This is a genomic window from Pedobacter sp. Leaf216, assembly GCF_001421515.1.
Lineage (GTDB): Bacteria > Bacteroidota > Bacteroidia > Sphingobacteriales > Sphingobacteriaceae > Pedobacter.
Window position 1 is genome coordinate 51,731 of record NZ_LMKM01000011.1, and the last position, 24,688, is coordinate 76,418.

At 39.0% G+C, this 24,688-nt stretch carries 19 protein-coding genes and 1 tRNA gene; 5 read left to right on the top strand and 15 right to left on the bottom strand.

Features of this window, described 5'->3' with window-relative positions:
* Positions 1 to 7 precede the first annotated feature (7 nt).
* The 4 genes from ASE74_RS09490 to ASE74_RS09505 form a co-directional block, all read right to left on the bottom strand.
* Complete coding sequence (locus ASE74_RS09490) at positions 8 to 2,911, bottom strand: glycosyl hydrolase (RefSeq protein ID WP_200912289.1); 2,904 nt, start codon at positions 2,909 to 2,911, stop codon at positions 8 to 10.
* 200 nt (positions 2,912 to 3,111) lie between these two features.
* Positions 3,112 to 6,369 (bottom strand): glycosyl hydrolase, encoded by a 3,258-nt coding sequence (locus ASE74_RS09495; RefSeq protein WP_055907724.1) that lies wholly within the window; start codon positions 6,367 to 6,369, stop codon positions 3,112 to 3,114.
* Between the two features lie 123 nt (positions 6,370 to 6,492).
* Entirely contained in the window at positions 6,493 to 8,004 is a 1,512-nt protein-coding gene (locus ASE74_RS09500) for a RagB/SusD family nutrient uptake outer membrane protein (protein ID WP_055907727.1), read from the bottom strand.
* Between the two features lie 17 nt (positions 8,005 to 8,021).
* Entirely contained in the window at positions 8,022 to 11,114 is a 3,093-nt protein-coding gene (locus ASE74_RS09505) for a TonB-dependent receptor (protein ID WP_055907730.1), read from the bottom strand.
* 402 nt (positions 11,115 to 11,516) lie between these two features.
* On the opposite strand from ASE74_RS09505, the gene ASE74_RS09510 reads away from it, so the two are divergent.
* Positions 11,517 to 12,416 carry an AraC family transcriptional regulator gene (locus ASE74_RS09510; RefSeq protein ID WP_055907733.1) on the top strand — a complete coding sequence of 300 codons (900 nt, stop codon included), beginning with the start codon at positions 11,517 to 11,519 and terminating at the stop codon, positions 12,414 to 12,416.
* 145 nt (positions 12,417 to 12,561) lie between these two features.
* On the opposite strand, the gene ASE74_RS25110 is transcribed toward ASE74_RS09510, so the two are convergent.
* Positions 12,562 to 12,735 carry a hypothetical protein gene (locus tag ASE74_RS25110; protein ID WP_235526047.1) on the bottom strand — a complete coding sequence of 58 codons (174 nt, stop codon included), beginning with the start codon at positions 12,733 to 12,735 and terminating at the stop codon, positions 12,562 to 12,564.
* Positions 12,736 to 13,161: 426 nt separating this feature from the next.
* Entirely contained in the window at positions 13,162 to 13,794 is a 633-nt protein-coding gene (locus tag ASE74_RS09515) for a hypothetical protein (RefSeq protein WP_157255394.1), read from the bottom strand.
* A 419-nt stretch (positions 13,795 to 14,213) separates the two neighbouring features.
* Between ASE74_RS09515 and ASE74_RS09520 the strand changes: the two genes are divergently transcribed.
* Both ASE74_RS09520 and mobC read left to right on the top strand, forming a co-directional pair.
* Positions 14,214 to 14,498, top strand: a complete 285-nt coding sequence (locus ASE74_RS09520) for a hypothetical protein (protein WP_055907738.1) — start codon at positions 14,214 to 14,216, stop codon at positions 14,496 to 14,498.
* A gap of 708 nt (positions 14,499 to 15,206) precedes the next feature.
* Positions 15,207 to 15,611, top strand: coding sequence for a plasmid mobilization relaxosome protein MobC (gene mobC / locus ASE74_RS09530; protein WP_055907742.1), 405 nt, complete (start codon positions 15,207 to 15,209; stop codon positions 15,609 to 15,611).
* A gap of 267 nt (positions 15,612 to 15,878) precedes the next feature.
* Here the strand turns inward: mobC and ASE74_RS09535 are convergent, their stop codons facing one another.
* The 6 genes from ASE74_RS09535 to ASE74_RS09560 form a co-directional block, all read right to left on the bottom strand.
* Complete coding sequence (locus tag ASE74_RS09535) at positions 15,879 to 16,430, bottom strand: Arm DNA-binding domain-containing protein (RefSeq protein WP_162235804.1); 552 nt, start codon at positions 16,428 to 16,430, stop codon at positions 15,879 to 15,881.
* A 244-nt stretch (positions 16,431 to 16,674) separates the two neighbouring features.
* Positions 16,675 to 16,762, bottom strand: a tRNA-Ser gene (locus tag ASE74_RS09540).
* A gap of 94 nt (positions 16,763 to 16,856) precedes the next feature.
* Complete coding sequence (locus ASE74_RS09545; RefSeq protein ID WP_055907748.1) at positions 16,857 to 17,846, bottom strand: YihY/virulence factor BrkB family protein; 990 nt, start codon at positions 17,844 to 17,846, stop codon at positions 16,857 to 16,859.
* A gap of 6 nt (positions 17,847 to 17,852) precedes the next feature.
* A complete protein-coding gene (locus ASE74_RS09550; protein ID WP_055907751.1) occupies positions 17,853 to 18,260 on the bottom strand; it encodes a thioesterase family protein in 408 nt (135 codons plus the stop codon).
* Positions 18,260 to 19,315: an endolytic transglycosylase MltG gene (gene mltG, locus ASE74_RS09555; protein ID WP_055907754.1), complete on the bottom strand. Its 1,056-nt coding sequence runs from the start codon at positions 19,313 to 19,315 to the stop codon at positions 18,260 to 18,262. The genes ASE74_RS09550 and mltG overlap by 1 nt, the downstream gene beginning before the upstream one ends.
* Before the next feature lie 18 nt (positions 19,316 to 19,333).
* Positions 19,334 to 20,104: a PASTA domain-containing protein gene (locus ASE74_RS09560; protein WP_055907757.1), complete on the bottom strand. Its 771-nt coding sequence runs from the start codon at positions 20,102 to 20,104 to the stop codon at positions 19,334 to 19,336.
* A gap of 211 nt (positions 20,105 to 20,315) precedes the next feature.
* Here ASE74_RS09560 and ASE74_RS09565 point away from each other — a divergent pair, with 211 nt between their 5' ends.
* Both ASE74_RS09565 and ASE74_RS09570 read left to right on the top strand, forming a co-directional pair.
* The gene (locus ASE74_RS09565) at positions 20,316 to 21,302 is read left to right on the top strand and encodes a D-alanine--D-alanine ligase (protein ID WP_055907760.1); all 987 of its coding nucleotides are present in this window, start codon (positions 20,316 to 20,318) and stop codon (positions 21,300 to 21,302) included.
* 112 nt (positions 21,303 to 21,414) lie between these two features.
* A complete protein-coding gene (locus ASE74_RS09570; RefSeq protein ID WP_055907763.1) occupies positions 21,415 to 21,807 on the top strand; it encodes a DUF983 domain-containing protein in 393 nt (130 codons plus the stop codon).
* A 73-nt stretch (positions 21,808 to 21,880) separates the two neighbouring features.
* Here ASE74_RS09570 and ASE74_RS09575 read toward each other — a convergent pair whose 3' ends face one another.
* From ASE74_RS09575 to ASE74_RS09590, 3 genes are all read right to left on the bottom strand, one after another.
* On the bottom strand, positions 21,881 to 22,342 hold the full coding sequence (locus tag ASE74_RS09575; RefSeq protein WP_055907765.1) for a hypothetical protein: 462 nt from the start codon (positions 22,340 to 22,342) through the stop codon (positions 21,881 to 21,883).
* 650 nt (positions 22,343 to 22,992) lie between these two features.
* Positions 22,993 to 23,757, bottom strand: a complete 765-nt coding sequence (locus ASE74_RS09585; RefSeq protein ID WP_055907770.1) for a copper homeostasis protein CutC — start codon at positions 23,755 to 23,757, stop codon at positions 22,993 to 22,995.
* Between the two features lie 22 nt (positions 23,758 to 23,779).
* Positions 23,780 to 24,658 (bottom strand): YegJ family protein, encoded by an 879-nt coding sequence (locus ASE74_RS09590; RefSeq protein ID WP_055907773.1) that lies wholly within the window; start codon positions 24,656 to 24,658, stop codon positions 23,780 to 23,782.
* Positions 24,659 to 24,688 lie beyond the last annotated feature (30 nt).

Genomic DNA, 24,688 nt, shown 5'->3' on the forward strand with positions numbered 1-24,688 from the left:
AATCATTTTAATTTTGAACAATTTTTACGGGGCCAATCAAGCCCGATGGCAATAAAGGACTATCGGCCTTATACTGTCTTGTGGTGGTAAAACTCCACCTGCCGCTGGTTCTCGGCGATCCATTCAATAGCCATTCTGGCCATTTATTGCCAATAATTCCGTCGTAAGGCTTCTGTTCGTCGCCTATTAATCTGTTGGCCCATAGATTGATCACTTCTATTTCGAGTTTATTTTTGCCTTTTTTGATGAAATCCGAGATGTCGAGTCGCCAAGGTGCTGTCCATAACGTGCCAATTTCTTCTCCGTTTAAGTTTACCCTTGCGATATTTTTTACCTCACCTAGATCAATAAATATTTGTTTTTTTTCATTCACACTAAACTCAAATGTTTGATGGTAGGTAGCTGATCCGGAATAATATTTTACGCCTTCTAGATTACTTTTGCTCCAATCCATTAGATCATCTGCAATGATTTCTTTTGGACCGCCCCATTTTTCATCGAAATTTATTTTCCATTGTCCGTTTAAGGTTTGTAAAACCTTTTCATTTGATGCAATGGTCTGACTGGCACTCCATTTATTTTCTTTTGAAAAAACAATAAAAGCACTTTCGTAGGGATCTAATTTTATTGGAACATTGGTTTTGCCATTGCTGAGTTTAAAATCGGTAAGTTGTTTTGTTGTTCCGTTTATTGCGTTCCAAAGTTCCGGAGTGCCTTTTGTGCTTCTAAACTCACAGTTTTCTTGAATGGCTTTGTTTGTGGCATTTGAAACAAAGTAGATATCCAACTCAGCGCTGGTACGATGTGTATATCTGATATTCCCATCATTCTTGAAATCCTCCTCAACACCTTTTGATTTTAGGATAATAGCAGTTAATTCATAGTTCGGATATAGCTTATCTTGTGCTGAAAGAATGGGTTTCCCCCAAATTATGGTTCCTAATCCATATTTTCGATGTACCAAGGTATTTGGTAATTTACCCTTACCCCATATTTTATCTGCAAGAGATTTAAGTTTAATATCACATTGAGGATAATTGGTTAAGCTTGGGGAGCGTAACGGAGGATTGCCAATAACAGTTGCACCCTGCTCAATAAGGTTACTGATTTTTTCTAACAACTCTGGTGTCATCGTCTCGTAGATTGGTAAAACCATTATTTCGTAAGAAGCCCCACTTGGAAATTCGATTTTATTCCTCTTAACCGAAGCAAGCATGATTTGTGAAGGCGCTGCACCATCGAAGTTGTAACCTTTTCTATCGCCGATGGTATCACCACGAATGGCAGATAGTGGCGGTACAAATACCATGGGAGATCCCTCTGGCGTAAGATATAGTACATCTGCAACGGTTCTGCCTTGTTGTAAAAGATATTGCGAGCGGGTTACATAGTCGTGGTAACCATCTACCATTGGCCACCACGTTTGGCTGCGATCCCAATGTACTCCATAAGGCCCCATGGTTGCGCCAGGTTTTAAAGAATCAGGCAGGAACTGATTTTGAAAAGTATGGTAAACGAAACGATTAATTCCAGCTGCAAATGCCCAGTCGCCTTGATTTTTCATCGAGCCTGGATATTGTTTCCAACCTTCGTTATCCTGTGCAGTAAAAGCTTCGGCTGGTATTAAAGAACGACCCATAAGGTGACCTACTGAGGTGGCTTCGATTACACTGTAGGTGGCATTGAAACCAAAACCTTTGCTCCAGAATTCTGCCATTGGCACATCGGCAATACTACCCAATGCCAAATCAGAAGTCGGATTCATATCATATGGTTCTATTGAAAGGCCAAGATTGCGTTTATTAGCATATTCTTTTACATGTTTAGCATGTTTTTCTAAAACCAATTCTTGCGATGTCTGCCTTAGATCCCAAAGGAAGCGCTCGCTTTCTTTTAAGCTTCCCACAATGTTACCAGAATAAACGGGGTAGTATTTTAATGGATCATAGCCTCTTCTTTTGGTAAATTCTTTTCTAAAATTTCCAGTCCAGTTTTGCGCACCCATTTCCCAGCTGTCCATGTGCAGGCGTTTTAAACCGCCCGTCTGCTTTTTCCTGATTGGATCGATTTTCTTAAATATTTTGCCTAAATAAGCATCCAGGTGCGCATTTAAGGCAGTTGTATCAAATTTATCGGATTCAAAACCGATACCCGGTAAAGGGGCTGGCCGGGTGATTGCGCCATTGTTTCTGCTTCCAAATCTCATTATTTTCCATTTGCCGGCAGGGGGATTCCAGTTTAATGTTCCATTGGCAAGCATCTTCCCGGTCAAATCGATGATTTTGGATCTTTTAATTGCCGATGTCGGTTTGGCGCTTTTATTGCCATCTGCAGGCATATTTGACCTCACATTACCCGAACTAAAGGGGGCACGTTGGTAAAGCGCTTTTTCATCAAGGTCTGCTATCTTCTCATCAGTCTTAGGTAAGGGGAAAGCCAGAACCGCCACATCTTGATAGTAATCTTTCCAGTTCTTTTTGAATTCTGGGGTAAAGTCACCTTCACCAAAGAAAGGTTTTTTAGGTTCTGGTACCGGTAATACGATTTTTTTTTGATCACCCGAAACCACAAGTTCGCTAGAAACCAGATGCTGCATCGATTGGCTGCCTTTTACCCAAGGGCCGCCACTACCGGTCCATCCTGGTCCGATCCCTAAAGTAATTTCTATATTCAGTCTTCTGGCTTCTTTTTCAGCATGGGCAAAGAGCGTGGTCCATGCTTCACTCAAGAAATCGATTTTTCCTCTGGGAACACCGACATTAACTTCCAAAAAAATCAAATTTCCTATTCCTGCCTTTTTCATTGATTCCAAATCTTGGGTCATTGTTTCGGCAGTCATATTCCCATCCATAAAATACCAATAAACGCCAGGTTTATACCTATCGTTTGGCTTAAAAAATTCGGATTTCATTTTTTTTAGCTGCGCGTTGGAAACGTTCGCAGCAAAGCAAAAAACTGTAAATAGAATAAATGAAAGTGTTTTGCTCATCGGTTATTTCGTTTTATTTCAATCATTGCTCAAGCGATTTCATGTTTATGAAGAAATCAAAAATATAGCAATCTATCACCCGATTAAATAGAGAATTTGATAAATAGGATATACATTTTGCCTTATTTTTCAGTAGTATAAATTTTAACGGGGCCAATTAATCCGGACGACTGTAAGCCTCCGGAAATATCAAAAGATTTAGCAATGCTTGCCTTACGTTTTTCTTCGGGTAGCGTACTATCCCCAATAAGTTTGTTCTTCCAAGTGTTAACTACCTTAACTTCAATTTTATTGTTCCCTTTTTTTATGGCATTGCTGATGTTAATCCGGTATGGTGCTGTCCAAACTCCACCAACATCTCTACCATTAATTTTAACTTTTGCAATCGCATATACCTCACCGAGATCAATCCAGGTATCTTTGTTTTTATCATTCTTTGGCGACGTAAACTCATTGGTGTAAATGGCATTGCCCGAAAAATGCTTAATGCTATCTATATTGCTTTTCGACCAATCAATAAGTGTCTTGAGTTCAACTTCCTGATATGCCTTTTCATCTTTTGGATGAAAATTCACTTTCCAAGGTTTGTCGACAGTAATTTGATCCACAGCAATTGGATAGTTGTTCGTTTGACCAGTAGGCATTTCAGTTGTGTTGGTGAAAACTATAAAAGTACTTTCGCCTGCATCCAGTTCAATCGGTATCTCCGTAGCATTATCAACCTGTTTAGATTGAGGTAAGGTTTTGGTTTCTCCACTTACCGGGTTCCATAGTTGAGGCGTTTTGTTCTTAACCCTAAAAGTGGCATTGGTTTGCACTTTGGTATTTCCTTGATTTGATAGGAAATAGATATCCGAACCTTCGACATTGCGATGGGTAAACTGGATAGAGTCCGGTGTTGATGTTTTGAAATCCGGTTTAATCTTCAGGTAATTAAATACCTCAGTTAAATCCATGTCTTGAATAACTAAACCCTTTCCAAACTGGTTTATTTTGTTTTGCTTACCATCAATATTTCTCCATAACTCGCTGGCTAATGTTCTGATCTGTTGATCTGACTGTGGGAAATTTTGCATGCTAGGCGAGCGTTGCGGTTTCTTGCCTAAAAGAATAGCGCCATCTGCCACAAGTTTTTTTATTTTTTCTAAAACTTCCGGCCTGATGGTTTCGCTGTTAGGCAATACTAATACACTGTAATTTAAACCATCAGGAAGCATTAATTTTCCGTTTTGCATGTTTAGTCTGTTTTTGATTACTTCACCATTCATGTAATCAAAAGAATAGCCTTTAGGCAGCGCAGGCGATTGTTCTCCAGTCATTTTTGGTGCGTCTTCACCAATAAAATAAGCCACATCGGCAGTATAATTTCCTTGTTGAAGCAAAAAGCCACAACGTTTTAGATATTGCAGGAATATATCCATATCGTTAAACCAAGTGTTTTTTCTGTTGAATTCTGTTCCAAACCAAGTAGCTAATCCCGGATTTCTTATTTCCTCATTTTGTGAAACGTAGACATGTAAGATGGTACTGTTTATGCCTTCAGTAAAAAAACGGTCAGCACGTTTTTTTAACAGGTCGGGATAGCGAGCGAAAGCTTTTCCCGCGGAAGTGAAAGACTCTGCAAAAACTCTTTTCTTGCCATATATATGCGCTGAAGATGAGGCGGCCCTGTTTTCAATGTTTCCTAAATCACCTTCTGCCCAAAATTCTCCTCCAATCTCATTTGCCTGTCCACCATACTGCAAAAATTCGCCAGGGAAGCCCCAATGCCCATAATTTTCCAACCATGTTGTCATTCCGTTTTTATTGCTAATATCGGTTAATCCCCCTACATAACCATAAGCTACTTCATCGGCAACAAGTCTTCTTAAATCCCACAAAAAACGATCAGATTTATCTTCGCTTCCAACAACTTTACCACTCAAAACAGGCAAATAAGGCGTTGGATCGTAACTGTAAACATTTTTGAACTTTTCTTCTAATTGATCGGTCCAGTTTTGACCGCCCATTTCATAACTGTCTGCCACCACAATTTTTAAACTTTTACGGTCCTCAACAGGTATTTTCTTCAGAATCTCGCCAATATGGGCGTTAAAATGTTCTTCAATTCTCGGCTTACTCATCTTATCTACCTCCAGGCCACGTCCTTCGGGCGTTGCAGGTGCATTTTCAGTTCCGGTAGGTAGCATTCCAATTCTTTCTATGACCCAGTTCCCTTTTGGTGCTTTCCAGTTAAGTAAACCATTTGCATTCATAAATGAAGTGACATCGATTACTTTTTCTGGATTGATAACAAAACCTGTAGATTGATCGGGTTGAACAGGCCAATTATATGCATCGGCTAGTGGAAGTGGCGTTTGGAACATCTTCGCCAGGCTTTTTTCGGTATAGTTTTCTACTTTCGGCATTGCCGATAATCTAACTTCTGTGAGTGCACCATTTCTGCTTACCTTCGAAACCTTTAGCCTAAAACTTTGCGCATTTGTAGGTTCGATAGAAATTACAGCAGGAGCGAAGGGCGCCCAACCAACATTTACAGCTGGATTGGAACGGTCTACACCAAAACTTTTGATGGTTTGATAGCTGTTGCCTTTTTTAATTTGCAACTCTGCGTGAAAAGAAATAGCCTGCTGGCTAATTTGAAGCTCTAAACTTCTGATGGTTTGTGGCTTATTGATTTCAATATCCAGCGTAAAGTCTGTTTCTTTTGCGAGATCGATCTTTGTTTTTTCATCATTATCGAAAAGATAATCTAAGTTAGGTAATTGCGGAGAAGAGGTAAGCCTCGCTTGACTTTTAGTGATGCTTTGGTTGAAATCCTCAGGTACTTCGTAAGCAATAACCTTTACATCCTGAAATTGCGGGTTAGGGGTTAGCAGTTGAATGGGTTTAGTTAATGGGCCCTTTATCCGTAAGCTGGATGTTGCCAGATAACGCATGGCCTGACTGGTTTTCACCCAGGGACCTCCAGATTGACTCCAACCTGGGGCGTTAAAAATTCCAATGGTGATGTTTAGTTCGCCAGCCCTTTTTAAAGCTGCCCTTAAAATTTCCCACCATTCGTTTGAAAACATTTTTATCTTGCCTTCTGCAACATCCTCTAGGAATATATTGCCGATGTAAGCACGGTTGATCCCGACCTTTTTCATTGCCTCCAAATCCTTAGTTACACCTTCTTTAGAAATATTGCCTGAGATCCAGTACCAATATGTACCTGTTGTTATGGTATCAGGAGCGACCTTAAAAATATTTTTTACCTGCGATAAATTATTAGCTTGAAAATCGTTGTTATTTTGGGCATAAGCTAAACCGATCGAAATAAATAGGAAAGTTAAACAAAAAAAGGTTGTACGAGCTGGAAGAATTTGAAGGACTTGCATATATGTTTTTATGGTTAGTTGCTTATTAAAGTTTAAAAATCAAGAGATATCGTATTGATTTGCAGTTTATTACAATTCAGTAAAAAGGAAAAGCACCTGCTAATCAAGATGCTTTAACCCAAATTAATATCCCGGATTTTGAGTAAGGTTTTTATCCAAGAATAATTGTCTGTCTGGAATAGGATAAAGTGCTTCGAAAGTATCAAAGCGATAATCATTTCCTGTAAAGGGTACACCACCCCGATCAACTGTTGGTGCTGCTTTTTCTAAGGAACCATGCGCATTTAAGACATTGGCCATTTGGGAACTGGTAAACGCCCGTTTTAAATCAAACCACCGGTCGTTTTCGAAAGCAAGTTCAACACGGCGCTCATGTCTGATCGCCATACGGAAGCTTTCCTGCGTCAAACCACTTAAAGCGGTTAAGCCAGCTCTTGCTCTTACCATGTTGATAAATTGATAGGCCGATTGAGGTCCACTTTGCTCGTTAATAGCCTCTGATAGCATTAAAAGAACATCTGAATATCTTAATACCGGCCAATTGTCGTCAGTTCTGCCTTCTATAGTATGTGGGTGATTGTATTTGTTTACGAAAGGAATGGCCACAAAAACACCTGCAGAATTTGTGTACCCCTCTTTCAAAGCTACATTTTTTCGTAGATCGTTGGCTTCAAACTCCGCAATCATGTTCCTGGTCGGAATGTTCCATCCTCCAGGGCGACTTGTGGGAAAACCCGTTACTGCTCCCGCAGAATTTCTGGGCGCAAAAGTGTAGATAAAACTACTCCATTCGCCCAGGTTATTGCCGCCTTGAAACTGTACTTCGAAAAGCGATTCGACGTTGTTTTTATTGGTGGTTGCGAATACGTCACTGTAATTGGGTACAAGCGCATAGCCCAGATTTAAAATCTGGCGTAGCGTACTTTCTGCTTTCGGAAAATCTTTCATTGTAAGATAAACCTTTCCCAATAACCCCAAAGCAGCCCCTTTGGCAGCACGACCTACATCTGCTGCCGCGTATTCGTTTTTAGCTGGTAGACTTGTAGAAGCACTGGTTAAATCGGAAACGATTTGCGCATAAACATCCGCCTCAGGACTACGTTTGGTATCGAAAGCTTCTGATGAGCTGGCTAAAGGTTTGGTGATTAATACAACAGGACCAAAGTATCGCACTAAATTGAAATAATAATAAGCCCTGATAAATTGTAACTCCCCTTTGTATTGTGCTTTTTTTGCAGCACTAATCGCCGTTATATTATCCATTTCTGCAAGGGCATAATTGATATTATACAAAGCATTGTACGATTGGGAATATAAGTCTGCAATGTTTACGTTAGTAGCGGTCACGTTCCAAAATTCGAAAGCTTCAGCCCTGTCTGTTTGGCCTCGATCTGATGGGTTTAATTGTACAGTCGTATTGTCAGAAGACATTTCGGCGAATACATACTGACTGTTCACATGATCTTGAAGAGAACTATAAGCGCCGCTTACGGCCTGTTTAATTTGATCTTCTGTCTGGTAAAACCTATCGGCTGTTTTTCGCGTCGGGTCGGATAAATCTAGGAACGACTTTTTGCAGGATGTTCCCCAGACCAAAACGAATAATATGATTGATAACTTATGTAGATTTTTCATCTTTTTACATTTAGAAATTAGAAATTAATTCTGGTGCCAATAGAAATGGTTCTTGGTACGGGATACGATTCTCCATCACGGCCCGGACTGATTACATCATTGCCATTATTTGCTCTTGCAGAGTTAACTTCAGGATTGTTTCCAGGATATTTGGTGATTAGGAATGCATTATCTACGCTGAAGAAAACTTTGGCATCAAAAGTATTTTTGATTCGCGGTATGGTATAACCCAGGGTGATGTTTTTGATCCACATGTAATTGCCACTGTACACATATTTTGAGTTGGATTCTCTGGTGAAATAATACGTGTTAGAGCCAGGCCATTTCCCGGAACCGGGGTTACCTTCTGACCTCCAGCGATCTTTCACGTCAGATAGAACATTGAATACCCCATCGATATTAGCTAAATTCATTTCTACGGCACGATAAATCTGCCCGCCATAAGAACCATTTGTCAATACACTTAAATCGAAGCGTTTGTAGCCAACATTGAAATTCCACCCCCAGGTAAATTTCGGATTTGGATTTCCAATCACCACCATGTCTTGCGTATCATAAGAAATCACCCCATCACCATTTCCATCCAAATATTGATAGGTCCCAGGAATATGGTTTGCATTATGTGGCGTGGAATTGATTTGTGCCTGATTCTGATAAATCCCTAACACCTGAAAACCGTAAAATAAACCAAGCGGTTGTCCGATTTTACTGATGTTATAGCCGTCATAGAAGGCGCCGGTCAGCAATGCATCCCTATCGCCATCAATTTCAAGCACTTTGTTTCTGTTAAAAGAAATATTGAAGCCCGTATTTAATGTGAAATCACCGAACTTATCACGGTATGTGGTTGCAAACTCAAAACCTTTATTTTGAAGTTTACCTATGTTGGTGATGATGTTTCCAAAACCTGCAACTGCCGGAACCTCAACATTTAAAAGCATATCGGTGGTGAGCTTGCGGTAATACTCTGCCATAAAGGTTAATTTACCTTTGAACATGCTGATGTCCACACCAATATCTAGCTGTCTGGATTGTTCCCAACCCAAATTTGCGTTTGGAAATGATCCAACTGTTGCGCCTGGAACAACGGTATTTCCCAATACGTAATTACTAGAGTTGATGTTTGCCTGAGAGGTGTAGTTACCAATATTGTTGTTACCTGTAATACCATAACTTCCCCTTAGCTTTAAATCTTGAAGCCAGTCCATTTTTGGGAAGAAGCTCTCCTGAGAAACTCTCCATCCAACCGAAGCCGACGGGAAGTTGCCCCAACGATTGTCTTTACCAAAGCGTGAACTCGCCTCCCTGTTAAATGCTGCCGTTAACAGGTATTTTCCCTTGTATGAATAGTTTAATCTTGATAAAATACTTTGAATACTAAAAGCGGCCATACCCGAGCTACCATCACGTTGACTCGCTGCAGAAACATATTCAACTAAATTATCCGGATACAATGAGCCAGTTGCATTAGCAGTGTTAACAGTGTTTTTTTGAAAAATGTGACCAATAGTTATATCTAAATTATGATCTTTAAATTTTGGTGAATAGGTTAGTAGATTATCCATTCCATAATTTAGATTATTGGCGAAGTACTCGCCGCCACTTGCCTGGCGTGGAGGTGGAGAATTAAAGCCTGCAATAGTTGATGGACTAAAATCATGATTTCTCATGTTATCAAAAACACCATTAATATTTGTACGAAAAGAAACGTTTTTAATTGGCTTTACTTCTAAATAAGCATTTGCCGTTACATTGCTTTTGTATTGGCGATGCTGCTCCTCGTTTAGACGTTGCACAGGGTTCGGAAAACCAAAAATATTGTCATGGCCACCAATATAATTGTTGTAGGATCCATCAGCATTATAAACGGGCACTCTTGGGTCCATTGCCAAAGCTTGAACTACAATGTTGTTGCCAAAACCACCAGCAATGGCATCACTGTTCTTAGCCCAGGAATATGCTCCAGCAAGATGTAAACCGAAGTTCAAAAATTTATTCGGACGGCCATCTAAATTGGCACGGGCAGTTACCCTGCTGAAACCAGTGTTGACCAACGAACCATCCTGATCTAAATAGCCAACAGAAATATACGAACTCGATTTTTCTGATCCATTGGTTAACGATAAATTATAATCTTGAAAAGCAGCATTTTGATTCAAGATCTCCTTATACCAATCTGTTGAAGTGGTTATTTGTTCTGGATTTCTGAAATCGGCAGGTATTTCCGATAAAAGTGGCTCTCTGTTTTGGAAATACCTGATTTTATCAGAAAATACATCTTTTTGAAATTGAGCAAATTCTGGACCATTTAATACCTTAACACGCCTAGAATCAGGAATGTTCGCAATACCGTTATTTGTGGTAAGCGACAATTTAAAACCTTCTCTTTTGCCACTTTTTGTAGTGATAAGTACCACACCATTTGCTCCTCTGGAGCCGTAAACCGAAGTAGAAGCAGCATCCTTTAGAATGGTAATGCTTTCAATGTCCGCTGAGTTTAAATTGTTTCCTACGCCTGTACCCAGTGGAAATCCATCAACAACATAAAGTGGATCACTGGTTGCGCCCAGAGAGCTGTTGCCGCGGATTTCAACCTGTAACTCCTGTCCTGGTTGACCAGAAGTTTGTTTTGCCACCACACCGGGCGCTTGTCCTTGTAAAAGCCTGCCTACGTTGGATGCGGGTACACCTTCTGATTTGGATAAATCGACCTGCGAAACGGCTGCTGTAATATCAGCCTTACGCTGTGACCCATAAGCCAAAACCACTACTTCTTTTAAGCCTTGGGAAGCAGGGGAGATTTTGATGTTGAGGTTATTATCCTCGCCAATTGTGATTCGCCGATCGTTGTATCCAATGTAGCGAATCAATAATATCGAGCCTTTGCTGGCGGTTATGCTGAACCTACCATTCATATCTGTTTGTGTACCGGTCGAACTGCCTGCAACGACCACGGATACACCAATCATTGGTTCGGAGGTGAGGGAGTCAATAACTTTGCCAGTAATGATGACTGATGTTTGCGCGTTTGAAGGCAAACAGAAGGAGAGCACCACGGCCAAAGTTGCGAGAATTTTCGTCGCCCTTTTAAGTAAAGTTCTACTTTTCATAAATCATAAGTTTAATATTTGGTTCTGTTTGGGAAAAAATTTTAACCCACGAGAAAGGTTTTTTTTTAAAACGCTTTTCGTTTAGGGTATTTGGTTAGCTAATTATATTCGGTTAATCAAAAGTATTTGAATGCTGCCCAGAGATAAATAGACGTTTTGATAAAAGAAATATAAATTTTGATTTGCTCTAATCGATTTGTTTTCAGTGTGATAAGTGTGCCAATGGTAATCTGAAAGAAATAAAATTTTGAATACAAAAAATCAATAATTTGATAATTTGAATGCATCTTTTGATATTTTTACAGCAGAACCAATCTGGATTATTAGCTTTATCTATTCTCACCAAATTCTTATGCTCGCTCATAATCAACCTTCGAAAGTGAAATGTTTTGTTAACTGCTTATGGTAAATTTTTTCAAGTATCTTCCTGTGAGCCAAGAGGATGAAAATTGGGGGCTTACAGTTTTAAACGCCGGTTGTACCAATATCAAGGCGACCTCTGATTATCCTTTTAAGAACCACCCTGCCCACCATAACTTCAACTGGAATAGTTGGAGGATACTTCAAGAATATCAAATTATATACATCACCAATGGGCAAGGGATATTTGAATCAGAAAGTTGTAATCAAACCATAGTAAAGGCAGGAACAATTATCATTCTTTTCCCAAATGAGAAGCACCGATATAAGCCGGATAATAACACCGGTTGGGATGAATATTGGGTAGGTCTAAAAGGTGATATTATTGATAACCTATTGGATAGCGGTTATCTAACATTAAATAACCCATGTATTAACATTGGTTTCAATGAAAGTGTTTTTGGGATTTACAACTGCATTATCGAAAATACCAAGGCAGAGAAACCTGGTTATCAGCCTTTAGTTTCTGGAGCTGTATTGCATTTATTAGGTACTTGTCATGCCATAACCAGGCAAAATGCAACGGGAACAAAAGAGGAAGAGAACATTATCAATAAATCAAGGTTATTGTTCAGGTCAAATATTAACAATGCTTATTCTCCAGAGCAAGCTGCAGATGAACTGAATGTAGGATATTCTTGGTTCCGCAAACTGTTTAAAAACTATACTGGCCTCTCTCCAGGACAATATTATTTGCAGCTTAAAATAGATAAAGCCAGAGATTTGTTAGGAAACAGTATTATGCCTGTGAAGGAAATTTCTATTGAACTTAATTTTCAATCTAGTTTTTATTTTTCTAAAATTTTTAAAGAGAAAACTGGTTTGAAACCAACTGAGTACAGAAAACGCTGTCAGGATCTTAGCTCCTCGCCGCCGCGATGATGACGGGATACCGAACCCATATTGACCTAAAGTCATCACTTTAACTTGGATTGTATATTAATATCACCAATTGTGCTGAAGAATTATTCAGTTCGTTAATAATAACCGCATTATCATTGAGATCTGCTTGACCTTGGGCTTTATGCTAGCGTCTGGTAGAATGAATGGCCAGTAAATCCGGCCGGAAACCTTGCGTGCATCTGATGGAAAACCCGGCTGCACCCTGATAAGAATGGCTGATCGAAAGGTCTGTACGGCCAGTTGGTCCAGAACAGGTGATTACTTTCACAGAAATATACACTAAGGGAGAATCATACATAAAATGATAAAGATAACAGGTATAAGGAGTTATATTGACGTTTAATTTGATGATAAAACCGTCAGAATTGAGGGGGAGTTAACAATGATTCCTTCATTCTATGCGTCAACAGATTCAATCCAGTATTGAAAACGACGACGGGGATGGTAAAAATTGATAAAGAAGAACGTTACTGGATTGTTTCTGAAATCATCAACCATAATAATCAGCATTTTGAAATTTTTTTCGAGTAGGGATGACATGGTATGTATCTCTAGGCTTATTACCACTAGCACAAATTTTATTAATGAGGAATTGTGTTGGTATCGTTGCATTGCACTGAGTGCTTGAAAGCTTTTTTAGTGGCAAGGTCAAACCCCACCTCAGTGTTCAAGAGGGGCTTTCTTCTAAATCTACAGGAGCTTAGGGTCAGTTATTGCCCCTTAATCAATACTGGTAGATTGCAAACGTGTCACTTTTCTCAATAATGCTTACGTCGAATCGGCCATCTGTTAAAGCAGTGACTAGCGGGGAAGACAATTTCATATTGATCCTTCCCGACATGACGTAAAAATGCCTGATCTCATTACCAGGCTCACCTGTTCCAACAGATACATTGTTTTGGGTGACCCGCCCGAAGGTGATCTGTCCGGTTGCCTTACCAATCTTATCCGTTCCGTAGTATCCTGAGTACCCTCCATAATTATCCATGCCATCCAGAACAAAGCGCTTTTGATTGAGTTTGCTGAGGTCATTTTCATTTTGGATACTGACGTTTTTGATTACTAAAAAAAGTGTAGTCGGATTTTGATATTTTAAAGATGGATTTTTATAGGCACCGTTCAGGCATATTACGATTGAATCTCCTTTTGGATAGCTCAAAAGTTGTAATGGTCTACTGTACAAGCCGCGTTTTTCGAGCAGCCATGTGTATCCGTCAATAAGTATCCCGCCGTTGTTCAGACCTTTTTCTGAATAACCTGGAAGATCAGGTATATCGGGATCGGGTTTTACTGTTGTACGTTTACAACCCATCAGAAGCATGATTGACAGGAGGCTGCAACTTAAGATAAACTTCATTGGCTTAATTCTTATTCTTAAAGATATGATTACTTGATGAACAGTATTTTTGCTTTGACAAGGTGATAGAAGTTCTGATTGCCAATTTTTCACCTTGTTTCCATACACTTTTCATTTCCGCTCTTGCCACATCTTTTCTATGCGGTTATCTATTTTTTCGCTGAGTATCTCTGCTGGGACCGGTAGTCAACTGTCAGGGCGTAATCTACAGCTACTCGATTACTTAAATGTTAAAGTAATATAAAATGTAGTTTGCTCTTGACGGATATTTCCGGATCCCCGGTCATCTATTGACTCTTCAGTCCACAATCAGTTCATCCAGAGCCCCATTCAGCCCAATTCAGCTCAAAAATTTCATTTTTTTTGATTGATAGATACGTTTGAACCAAGGAACCAATATAACAGGTTTCTTAGCTACTATGATTTCTACAAAACAGTTATCCTTCATCTTTCAATCTGCTGTAAAGGCCGGATCGGAAAAATGTTTCCGGGATGGAGGGCTGTTGGATCAATACATTTCCTTATCCCGGGCTTATGCACTTTATGGGAGAACAAATGTGGATAGGTGGATCAGCGAAAAGCTCATTTCAACCATTGATTGTGTTGATGGAGTCTCAGCGAAGAAAACCATCTGCAGAAAATCAATTGAAGCAGTTGCTTTAACCAGTAACCGGATCAGTTATCTGCCTGTGGCAGAACGGTAGGATGCTTTTTGGCATCTGTTCTTTGACATAATGGAATGAAGCATTATTCCGCGAGGAGCGGAAAATCCTGCGAAGTTGAGATCGTATCAATAAGATGAAAGCGCAGGGGCAGGCGAGGGCCCGGTCCGTACAGATCGACGCGAGTAGTTCCGATCCACCGAAGACTTTGAGTTTTGTGTTTAGTTTAGGTAATTAAGGGCCCATGTGGCCCCTTTTTTTGTGGGTTTTTTTATGGAAATACAGATCAGCATCTTTACCCTGGAAAAGTTGCTTGCAGAAGCGGCAGGGATGGAGGGCACGTGTAGCGCTTTCCAGGATAGGTAAAGTGAGGCCCTATCTTAAAAAGTCGGAAGCTTTGCGGTTATATGGACGAAGGAATGTGGAATATTGGATTGCTCTGGGGCTTGTCACGGCCCGTAAGGATAAGGACCATTCGGCATCCTGGCGGATAGAGTGGCTGGAAATAGAGGCGGTGTTCAAGGCCAAAAATCTTATCCGTTATTTATAAGGACCAATTAGAAATCCTTGGGTGGCTTCTGCTTTTTATACACGCAAGATGTCTTTTTGTCCGACGAAAATCCCTGCGGGAATTTCTCTTGACCAAAAAGCCCCTTGCCCTGAAGACTCGCCTTGCGCTGCGCTTAAGTCAATCATCAGGGCTTAGAAAACTCGCGGCTCGTTTTCTTTTTTTAAGTTATTTAGAAAGTGATGGATAAACGTTTATTGGGGAGGCCACCCATGGTTCGCGGAAAGCGTGATAAAAAGATTGATGTGCGTTTTACAAGCGATGAGTTTGAGCTCATTTTAAAGCTGGAAAAAACATTGGGTATCTCCAAAGCTGATCTGATCAGAAGCAGGATACTGACAGGCTCAGACCGCGTTATTATAAATGCGGAGCAATTGATCGGTTCGCTTGATCTTTTGGGGACCGAAATGGGGAGGGTGGGAAATAATATTAATCAACTGGCCAGGTATGGGAATGCGCTAAATGGGCAGGGTATCCTTTCAGTTGTTGTTGCTGAGCGTTTCAATATCCTGCTGTTAAATTATCAGGACCTACAAAAACGGTTGGAGGTACTACTGCGCAGGATGATCAGGTTGGCTGGTAAGTAGGGGGCAGATTTTTTATAACTGAAAATTTGTGGTCAACTGTTCTTTTGAATTTCGTTTTTATCGTTTTTGTTTAAGTGATGTAGGTACTCAAGTAACTGGCTATACAGCTCATTGGTCTCTCTGTTACTTTTTTAGCTGGTCCCATTGCTCATTAATTATCTAGCTGTTTATGTGGCCATGTTACCTGGTAGCCTGTAATCCGGTTACTCTGTTATGCAATTAACATTGAGTCTTTATAGCCGGCCTTCTAATTAGCCGGTTATGCTGTTAGCAAAATGGCTTTGCATCTTTGTGGCAATTGAACTTTGTAAACAAATAGCCTGATATATGATTGTTAAGATACTTTCTTCTTCCGCCAGTTTTTCCGGGGTGAATTACAATACGGATAAGGTGGTGCTTTAATGATGTGCGATATCGCTCAGCGGTCCCCTTCGTATATTCTGACCCGATGAGGATCTCCAACTTTCTGTTATGTTCCTTGAATACGCCTATTATAGTATGATGGTTTCCTTGTTTTCCAAGAAATCTATCTCTGATAGAGATTGCTGTGACTTCTTCATTATGAAGTGTTAATTGACGATGGGCCTCATGGATCTTAAATTGAAGATCATCCAGATAGGCATTGAGAGATTTCGAATCTTCTTTCTTTCCACTGCTCCGGCCATTTACAGTATTCCATTGACTGGGTTCGCATGATCTTCCGGAAGTAATTTCCACCCGTTTTCCGTTGACAGTAATCCGCATGTAGATAGCTACAGGTCCAGATTGATAGTTTTTTTGCCTCTTTAAATAAAAGAGCAAGCTAAAATTAGTTTTCATAGTACTCATCTTAATGGTTAACAAATCTAACTTTGCAGGCAAATCAAATCAAGATGTTTAATCGCTAAACAGCTTGATAATTAAAGGTTTAAGTCGTATTCGGTGAGTGTTATGAATTTCCCTTTGGAACTCACCGCATCTCTCACTTCAACTATCTGATTGAGTGAATGAAATGGTATCCCGGAAAAGCAAAAAGCCCGCTATCATACGATTTGCGGGCTTTCGAAGCATTTTAAAACTAATTTGGCGGAGAGCGAGGGATTCGAACCCCCGGACCTGTTACAGTCAACAGTTTTCAAGACTGCCGCATTCGACCACTCTGCCAGCTCTCCGCTGCAAAAGTACAAACTCAGCTTAAAACTGCAAACTCCGAATGCTTTTTTTTTATTTAAACTTGATAATTCCTTAACACAGAGGGAGAAAAAATTATTTTTTATGTATGTTTTCTTCTATTGGCTCAGATTTTTTGAAAAGATTAAACGTAGGGCGGATAATCTTAACGCTCCGTTTGCTTACATCAACGCTGGCATTTAATTCGAAACCGATTAATAAAATCAACGAATTTAAATATAACCAGATCATCACAACGATTAATGTACCAATAGAGCCGTAAACTTTGTTATATGAAGCAAAGTGATTGATGTAGAAGGAAAAGCCCCAAATGGTAATGAAGGCCAGGATTGTGGCAAGCCACGATCCAGCACTAAACAATCGCCATTTTTTGGTATGTGAAGGCCCGTATCGGTATAAAATAGAAATGGTAATAAAGTAGAGGGTAGCCAATAAAGCCCATCGTGTAAATTGAACAGCGTAAACTAAAAAGCTATCTTTAATATGCAATTCGTTGGTAATTTTATTTAATAGTACCTCGCCAAGGGCCATTGCACTGATGCAGATAATAATTGAAAAGCAAATAATTGTGGTAAGTACCAAGGCTATTAAACGCTGTTTTAACCAGCCCCTGGTTTCAATAATCAGCGATGATTTATTAAAAGCTTTCATCAGGTTTTTAACGCCATTGGTAGCAAAAAATATCGCCGAAAGGAAACCAAAAGATAATAACCCCCTGTTCTGGTTTTTGATAATGTCTTTTAAAGTGGCTTCAAAAGCATCAAAGGCATTGTGTGGCAATACCAGTTGTATTAAGTTTAAAAGCTGATCCTGGAAACCCTTAATCGGGATAAAGGGAATTAATGTAAACAGGAAAATAATACCCGGAAAAATGGCCAGCATAAAACTATAAGCCAGAGAAGAAGATTTATTTACCAGTGAATCTTTTCCGATTTCGCGAAAGAAAAATGTGGCCACTGTATACAATGGGAGTGGACTAAAACCGGGCAATATACAGCCTTTGGTCCATTCGATAAACCTCGAATAGAGCTTAACATGTAATAATTGCCTGTGTAACCATTCCATTTTTTGTTACTTAAAAAATACCGATAACTTCTCCATAAAGTTCTGTGGCGGGTTTGTGGGCTTGTTTTTATGCATATCCACAAATACAAGTGTGGTAGCCCCGATATTTATCAATTCTTCTTTCTCATTATACAACTCATAATCAAAGAAAATTCTGATACCCGGTAAAGTTTTAATAATTGTTTTTACGGTAATCTCCTGATCGTAAAGTGCAGGTTTAATGTATTTGCATTTCAATTCTAAAACAGGCATCATAATGCCATCGGCTTCCATTGCGCTGTAACTCATGCCCAAACTGCGCAACATTTCTACACGGCCAACTTCGTAATATTGGGCATAATTACCATAATACATATAACCCATCTGATCGGTTTCGCCATAACGAACCCTGATTTTTGTGCTGTGGCTATACATTATTTAAATATATTTTTTTTATTTAAAGCCTCACGGTATTTCCTTGCATTAATTTCGTGCTGAGCTTTATCAGCCGCAAAGTTATGGTAGCCCGAAAAATCTTCTTTCGCACACATGTAAATGTAATTGTTCTGGTCGCGGTTAAGCACGGCATCAATGGCATTAATACTCGGCATCATAATCGGGCCCGGAGGCAAGCCGGCATATTTATACGTATTGTAAAGCGATTGTACCTGCAATAATCTGCCGGTTACCCTTTTAACAGTAAAATCATTATTGGCAAAAATAACTGTCGGGTCGGCCTGCAATAATATTCCCTTATTTAAACGGTTCAAATACAGGCCAGCTATAATTGGCATTTCTTTATCGTAAAGTGCTTCAGCATCAACGATAGAAGCCAGAGTATATACCTGAGCAGGAGTGAGGTTTAAACTTGCTGCCTTTTGCTTACGGTCTGCCGTCCAAAATTTATCGTATTCTTTATGCATACGCTCAAAGAAATCAACTGGCGAAATATTCCAGTACATTTCGTAAGTATTGGGGATAAACATGGCGTAAACATTATCCTGGTTAAAGCCATACTTGCTGATTAATGCAGTCGAATCCAAAACATGAATAAAACTCAAAGAATCAGCCTCCAGGTTACTGGCTAAGTAAGCTGCAAAATTTTCTTTCTTGCGGATGTTGTGAAATTTCAATTTAACAGGATCCTGGTTACCCGCTTTAATTAAATTGATTAGGGTACGGTTCGTCATCCCTTTCTTCAGGCGGTAACGCCCTGGTTTAACATTTGTAGCCAGGTTCATTTTTCCGGCTGCGGCAGTAAAAGAAGAAATACTTTTAACCAGGTCTTTCTTTTTCATTTCAGCAACTAAATCGTCGTAGCTGCTTCCGGTTTTAATGTATAGGTATTTTTGGTTTTCGGTAACATTAGGGGCAAAATATAGCCTGTAAAGGTTTAATGCAAAGTAACCGGCAATTAAGATCACAACAAGGGCAACAATAATTGCCGCTTTTTTGCCAGTACTCATGTTCTTTTTTTCTACTTCAGTCATCTGTATAATGTGCGTATTTTATTGTTGTTTGTTAGATAATGTAATGTTGATTTTTGTGCCGATAGCTACTTTTGTTACCGAATCAACCAACATAGGATCCTGCTTGGTAATAATGGCTGCAGCACTGTCGGTAATTGGTCCATCGTAAATAATGGTGCCCAAACTTAAATTTGAACCCCTTAAACTAAATTTAGCCTCATCCATGGTTAATCCCATTAATTGTGGAATGTCCACTTCCTCATTGCCACGTCCGTCTCCCAATACCAGATTGATTCTCGAACCTACAGGTACAATCTGCCCGGCTGTAATCGGCTGACCGCCAAAAGAGGCTTCTAAAACTACATCACGGCTTACATCAGGTTTATAAGTGGTATCGCCAAGTTTTAATCTTGAACTTTCAATTATGGCCTGTGCCTCACGCAAGGTTTTAAACGCAACATCAGGGAATTTGGTATTAGGTGTTTTGCCTGCATTAATGGTTAAATAAATCGTCCGGTTATCTTTAACAAAAGTATTTGGGTCAGGATCTTGATCAATTACAATCCCCGCTGGCTGATCCATGATGAAAACAGAATCTACTTCATATTTCAATCCGGCATCTTCCAGTTTTTTTACCGCCTGCTCAAAAGATAAGCCTTTCACCATTGGCACATTTAAGCCTTCGCCATGTTTTGTATAATATCTTAGGCTAAAAAAAGCGATCAGCAGCAGGGCAACAACAGTTAATATAGCAGCTAAAATATTGTTTCTAAACGATTTGGTTTTTAAATAATCTATAAATTTAGACATGAATCTTAATTTGGGTTATGCGTACAAGCTCAAATGTAACTATTTTAATTATCGAATGACTTACTGAATCCGATTCACCACTCAATCAATAACTAATTCTCTCATTCAATCATTTAATATTTCTATCCTTCGATATTATTAAAGCACAAAGATATTTATATTTTTGAGGATATATTTACATTCAAATTCAATTTAATTAAGGATTTCTGACATGAAGAAAACGATTGCGTTGTTAACAGGCGGTACCACAGGCGAATGGGTTGTTTCGGTAAAAAGTGCAGCTACAATTGCCCAAAATATCGATCCAAATTTATACGATGTATATAAAATTATGCTTAACGATAAGGGATGGTTTTATGAGCCTGCCGATTCTGTTAAAATTGATGTAGATAAAAATGATTTTTCCATAACACTTGAAGGAAGAAAGATAAAGTTCGACGGGGTGTTTATTGCCATTCACGGTTCGCCGGGCGAAGATGGTAAACTCCAGGGGTATTTCGATATGCTGGGCATTCCTTACACCACTTGCGATGCCTTAACTTCATCAATTACAATGAATAAAGGGTACACAAAAGCCATTGTAGAAGGAATTGACCACTTGTATACAGCAAAATCAGTTCAGATATTTAAAGGTGGAAACTACAGTCTGGATAAGATTAAACAAGATTTAAAATTACCCTATTTTGTAAAACCAAACAGTGGTGGCAGCAGCATCGGCATGAGCAAAGTGAAACATGCTGATGATCTTGAGGGTGCGATTGATAAAGCGTTTCAGGAAGATGACCAGATTTTGATCGAAGAATTTGTTAGCGGGAGAGAGTTTTCAATCGGCGTTTTTGGTGCCGAAGGTAATATCACGGTTTTACCTACAACGGAAGTAATCCCTCAGAATGAATTTTTTGATTTCGAAGCCAAATATACACCAGGATCTACTGAAGAAATTACTCCGGGGAGGATGAGCGATGAAGAACTGGTTCGCGTGCAACAGGTAGTTACAGCCGTTTATAAAAAGTTGAATTGCAGAGGTGTGGTAAGGGTTGATTATTTCCTGGAACACGAAACTGGCAAGTTTTATTTTATTGAGATCAATACCATTCCAGGCCAAACTGCTACCAGTTTTATTCCTCAACAAGTAGCTGCAATGGGCATTACATTAAAAGAATTTTATACACGTTTGTTGAAAGAAACACTTGGATAGTTTTTGTTCGTTCGCAGTCATAAGCCTTATAGTTTGAAGATTAAAACAAATAACGAATTCAGAAATTAACAGATTAATCAAACTACTCAATTACATAATTTGTTGAGAGATTATGGCGGTATTATCGAAATTTCAAGCTTTTATACAATGTAAATGTCCACGCTGCCGTAAGGGAAATATCTTTAGCGGAAGTGCCTATGCTTTTAAATTACAGAAAACAAATGTACACTGCCCACATTGCAATTTAAAATTCGAGCGCGAACCTGGGTTTTTCTATGTGGCAATGTTTGTAAGTTACGCCATGAATGTTGCTGAAATTATCACCATCGGTGTTGCATCCTATGTTTTAGGTCTTGATTTGGTTTATGAAAACCTCTGGTATTATGTAGGTTTCATATTGGCCGGTGTTTTATTGCTCTCCCCAATTAATTATCGTTATTCGAGGGTTATCCTATTGCATTACCTCACACCTGGCTTGCATTATGTGCCCGGAAGTGGCGATTAGGTAGTATTTTGATAAGAAAAGCGAGAAAATTTATCGTTGTATAGTTTTACGTGCTATTTCTTAAGGATAAACCTTAAATATGCTTGGCTAAAGAATGCTTTCGTTTGGTTAAACCAGCAATTAAGTTAATAATATGTAAAAATTGAACAAGTATAAAGCCAGAAATTGCTACCATAATTTGTGTGTTGTAATGCTGGAAATAATCAATCGAATTTTCATCTGTTAATTCTGCCAAAGCAAATAACTTACTCAACCGGTAACTCATAAATGATGCAGCAAAATATAGCGAAATTGATAGTATAATATGGATCCAGCTTAATGTGTTCCAGGCTAAATAGTGGCTCAATAGTTTATACAATAAAGCTACGATAAATAAGAAAATAGCTAAATATCTTATACAATTGATGTTTGTAATTACATAATAAGTATCATGTAGATTAATATCCAGATTGACTAAAGGAATGAAAAATGAAATAATTAAAAGCAAAACGGCTAAAAGCACAAGAAAGTTGTAAATTTTAAAAAGTAATTTCATTTTAGTCTTTGTGTGTCAAATATATAAACATATTGTCAGCTTGAGCATAGTCGAAGACCGCTTAATTCATCGTGTTCTTTTGTAACAAGGATGACAGAGAAGGGCGATTTTATCGCCATAATTAACGCATTAAAAATGCGAATCTCTTGAATCCTCGTTAAAAACGAGGACTATTTACCTTTTGATTCATCGTCCTCGTTTGTAACGAGGATGATCGAGAAAGGCGATTTTATCGCCATTAGTGCTTATAATTACGCATTAAAAATGCGAATTTCAKAAATCYTTGTTAAAAACGAGGGCTATTTACCGCTTAATTCATCGTCCTCGTTTGTAACGAGGATGATCGAGAAAGGCGATTTTATCGCCATTAATTCTGATTATTCACGCATTAAAAATGCGAATTTCAGAAATCCTTGTTATAAATAAGTACTATTCACCTTTTGATTCATCGTCCTCGTTTGTAACGAGGATGACTGTGAAAGGCGATTTTATCGCCATTAATTCTGATTATTCACGCATTAAAAATGTGAATTTCATAAATCCTCGTCACAAACGAGGACTATTTACATAATAATAAAATTGTCAGTCTGAGCTTAGTCGAAGATCTTATCAAATATCTCTTAAATGCTTAATACAACTTCCTATTTCTATTATTTAGCTAACAACTCATTTATACAATCAACCAAAGCCTTAACTTTTTTTTCTGAAGTGAGCTCGTATTGGTATTCATCTTCAATGCTACCCATTTTGGTTTCGGTGTTCCGGAACTTCATTTTGCTGGCTACAAATTCTTTCGCCGAAGCATGAAACTGCGTTGCACCCGTTAGTTCCATTAAGTTTTTAATGTTGTTTTCGTTTATGCCTGCACCGGGCATAATGATGATGCGGCCATCTGCTTGTTTTACGAGTTGAGCAAGCTTTTCGGCACCAAGTATGGCAGAAGGAGCGCCTCCTGAAGTGAGCACCCGCTTAATTTTAAGTGAAATTAAATCTTCCAGAGCCTGATCCATATCATTACTCATATCAAATGCACGGTGGAAAGCAACTTCCATCGGTTTCGCAAGTTCAATAAGTTCTGTACATCTCTCTATATCAATCGAACCGTTTTCTTTAAGTATTCCTATAACCACGCCATCGCATTTTAATGACTTACAGATTTTTATATCCTCTTTCATTAACTCAAACTCTATGTCGTCATATAAAAAATCGCCACCCCTCGGGCGGATAATCGGCCACACTTCGATTGATAAATTCTTCTTAGCCAAAGCAATCTGAGCATAACTTGGTGTGGTACCACCTTCGGCAAGGTTATCGCAAAACTCAACCCTTTTGGCACCACCGTTTTGGGCAGCCAATGCCGAACGGTAAGAATTTGCACATACCTCCAAGCAACCAATTACCTTTTCACTCTTCATATTTCTGTTTAATTGATTAAGATTATTCCTGTGGTCCTGCCGGACCTAAAACCACCCATCCCTTTGGCGATTTGTAAGTATTAAGCAGTTGTACCGATTTTCCTCCGTCAGGATACCAGCAAACCTCAGTAATCAGGTAGTGGGTATCGTCGATTTTTTTACGTTCAGGAAAAGCATTTTGTACGGTAGAGAAATCTGGAAAACCATGTTCTTCGATGCTGTTTATGAAAGATAATTCGAGCACTTCAGCAGTTTCATTAATAATGTTATGGTCGATTTCCATATTCATTACCGAAAGCAGTGATTTAGCTTCCTCATAAAAATCTTTACAAGCTAATGCTGCATTTAAATCTTGATTGATGTAAGCCTGTTCAATTGCCAGAATAGCACCTTCAGGTGTATCGAGATTTGCTTTAAAATGATCTATGCCTTCGTCAATGTATAAGCCTATGCTATTGTCAAAAGCTGCTTTATCTTTTTCCGGAACGCCGTCTCGTATCGCTCTAATGGTATATCCCCCTATTAAACGGCCATTTTCTATACTCATCCAGTCTGAGATCAAATTGCGGTTAATTCCAATTTTTTGATTCAAACGAACAGTTTTTACATCTACAGGTTCATTACCAACTGTACCGAAAAGATTGCCTTCATCATCAAAATGCGGCTCTGTTAACCAAATATGTTCACTGTTTTTGCCATCGATAATATGAACCTTAACCGAGAAATAAGCATGGTGTGGTTGTGGATTGGCAAGGCTTTCTTCGAAATACCAAAGTGTTAACCTGGCTTTTTCTATTGCCCATTTCATGCGTTCATCTTCGTTGGGGATGTAAACCAGATCAGGTTCACCCTTACGCTCCTCCACATTTTTTTTACCGAAAATTTTAGATAATAATCCCATCGAGCGTTTTTTTTATATTTTTTGGGATGT

Bases quoted from the DNA above. Each gene is read 5' to 3' on its own strand.
- ASE74_RS09500 (WP_055907727.1), bottom strand. From the start codon at position 8,004: ATGAAAAATCTACATAAGTTATCAATCATATTATTCGTTTTGGTCTGG.
- mobC (WP_055907742.1), top strand. From the start codon at position 15,207: ATGGATAAACGTTTATTGGGGAGGCCACCCATGGTTCGCGGAAAGCGT.
- ASE74_RS25110 (WP_235526047.1), bottom strand. From the start codon at position 12,735: ATGTATGATTCTCCCTTAGTGTATATTTCTGTGAAAGTAATCACCTGT.
- ASE74_RS09590 (WP_055907773.1), bottom strand. From the start codon at position 24,658: ATGGGATTATTATCTAAAATTTTCGGTAAAAAAAATGTGGAGGAGCGT.
- ASE74_RS09515 (WP_157255394.1), bottom strand. From the start codon at position 13,794: ATGAAGTTTATCTTAAGTTGCAGCCTCCTGTCAATCATGCTTCTGATG.
- mltG (WP_055907754.1), bottom strand. From the start codon at position 19,315: ATGACTGAAGTAGAAAAAAAGAACATGAGTACTGGCAAAAAAGCGGCA.
- ASE74_RS09560 (WP_055907757.1), bottom strand. From the start codon at position 20,104: ATGTCTAAATTTATAGATTATTTAAAAACCAAATCGTTTAGAAACAAT.
- ASE74_RS09535 (WP_162235804.1), bottom strand. From the start codon at position 16,430: ATGAAAACTAATTTTAGCTTGCTCTTTTATTTAAAGAGGCAAAAAAAC.
- ASE74_RS09510 (WP_055907733.1), top strand. From the start codon at position 11,517: ATGGTAAATTTTTTCAAGTATCTTCCTGTGAGCCAAGAGGATGAAAAT.
- ASE74_RS09575 (WP_055907765.1), bottom strand. From the start codon at position 22,342: ATGAAATTACTTTTTAAAATTTACAACTTTCTTGTGCTTTTAGCCGTT.
- ASE74_RS09495 (WP_055907724.1), bottom strand. From the start codon at position 6,369: ATGCAAGTCCTTCAAATTCTTCCAGCTCGTACAACCTTTTTTTGTTTA.
- ASE74_RS09520 (WP_055907738.1), top strand. From the start codon at position 14,214: ATGATTTCTACAAAACAGTTATCCTTCATCTTTCAATCTGCTGTAAAG.
- ASE74_RS09490 (WP_200912289.1), bottom strand. From the start codon at position 2,911: ATGAAATCCGAATTTTTTAAGCCAAACGATAGGTATAAACCTGGCGTT.
- ASE74_RS09570 (WP_055907763.1), top strand. From the start codon at position 21,415: ATGGCGGTATTATCGAAATTTCAAGCTTTTATACAATGTAAATGTCCA.
- ASE74_RS09565 (WP_055907760.1), top strand. From the start codon at position 20,316: ATGAAGAAAACGATTGCGTTGTTAACAGGCGGTACCACAGGCGAATGG.
- ASE74_RS09585 (WP_055907770.1), bottom strand. From the start codon at position 23,757: ATGAAGAGTGAAAAGGTAATTGGTTGCTTGGAGGTATGTGCAAATTCT.
- ASE74_RS09505 (WP_055907730.1), bottom strand. From the start codon at position 11,114: ATGAAAAGTAGAACTTTACTTAAAAGGGCGACGAAAATTCTCGCAACT.
- ASE74_RS09545 (WP_055907748.1), bottom strand. From the start codon at position 17,846: ATGGAATGGTTACACAGGCAATTATTACATGTTAAGCTCTATTCGAGG.
- ASE74_RS09550 (WP_055907751.1), bottom strand. From the start codon at position 18,260: ATGTATAGCCACAGCACAAAAATCAGGGTTCGTTATGGCGAAACCGAT.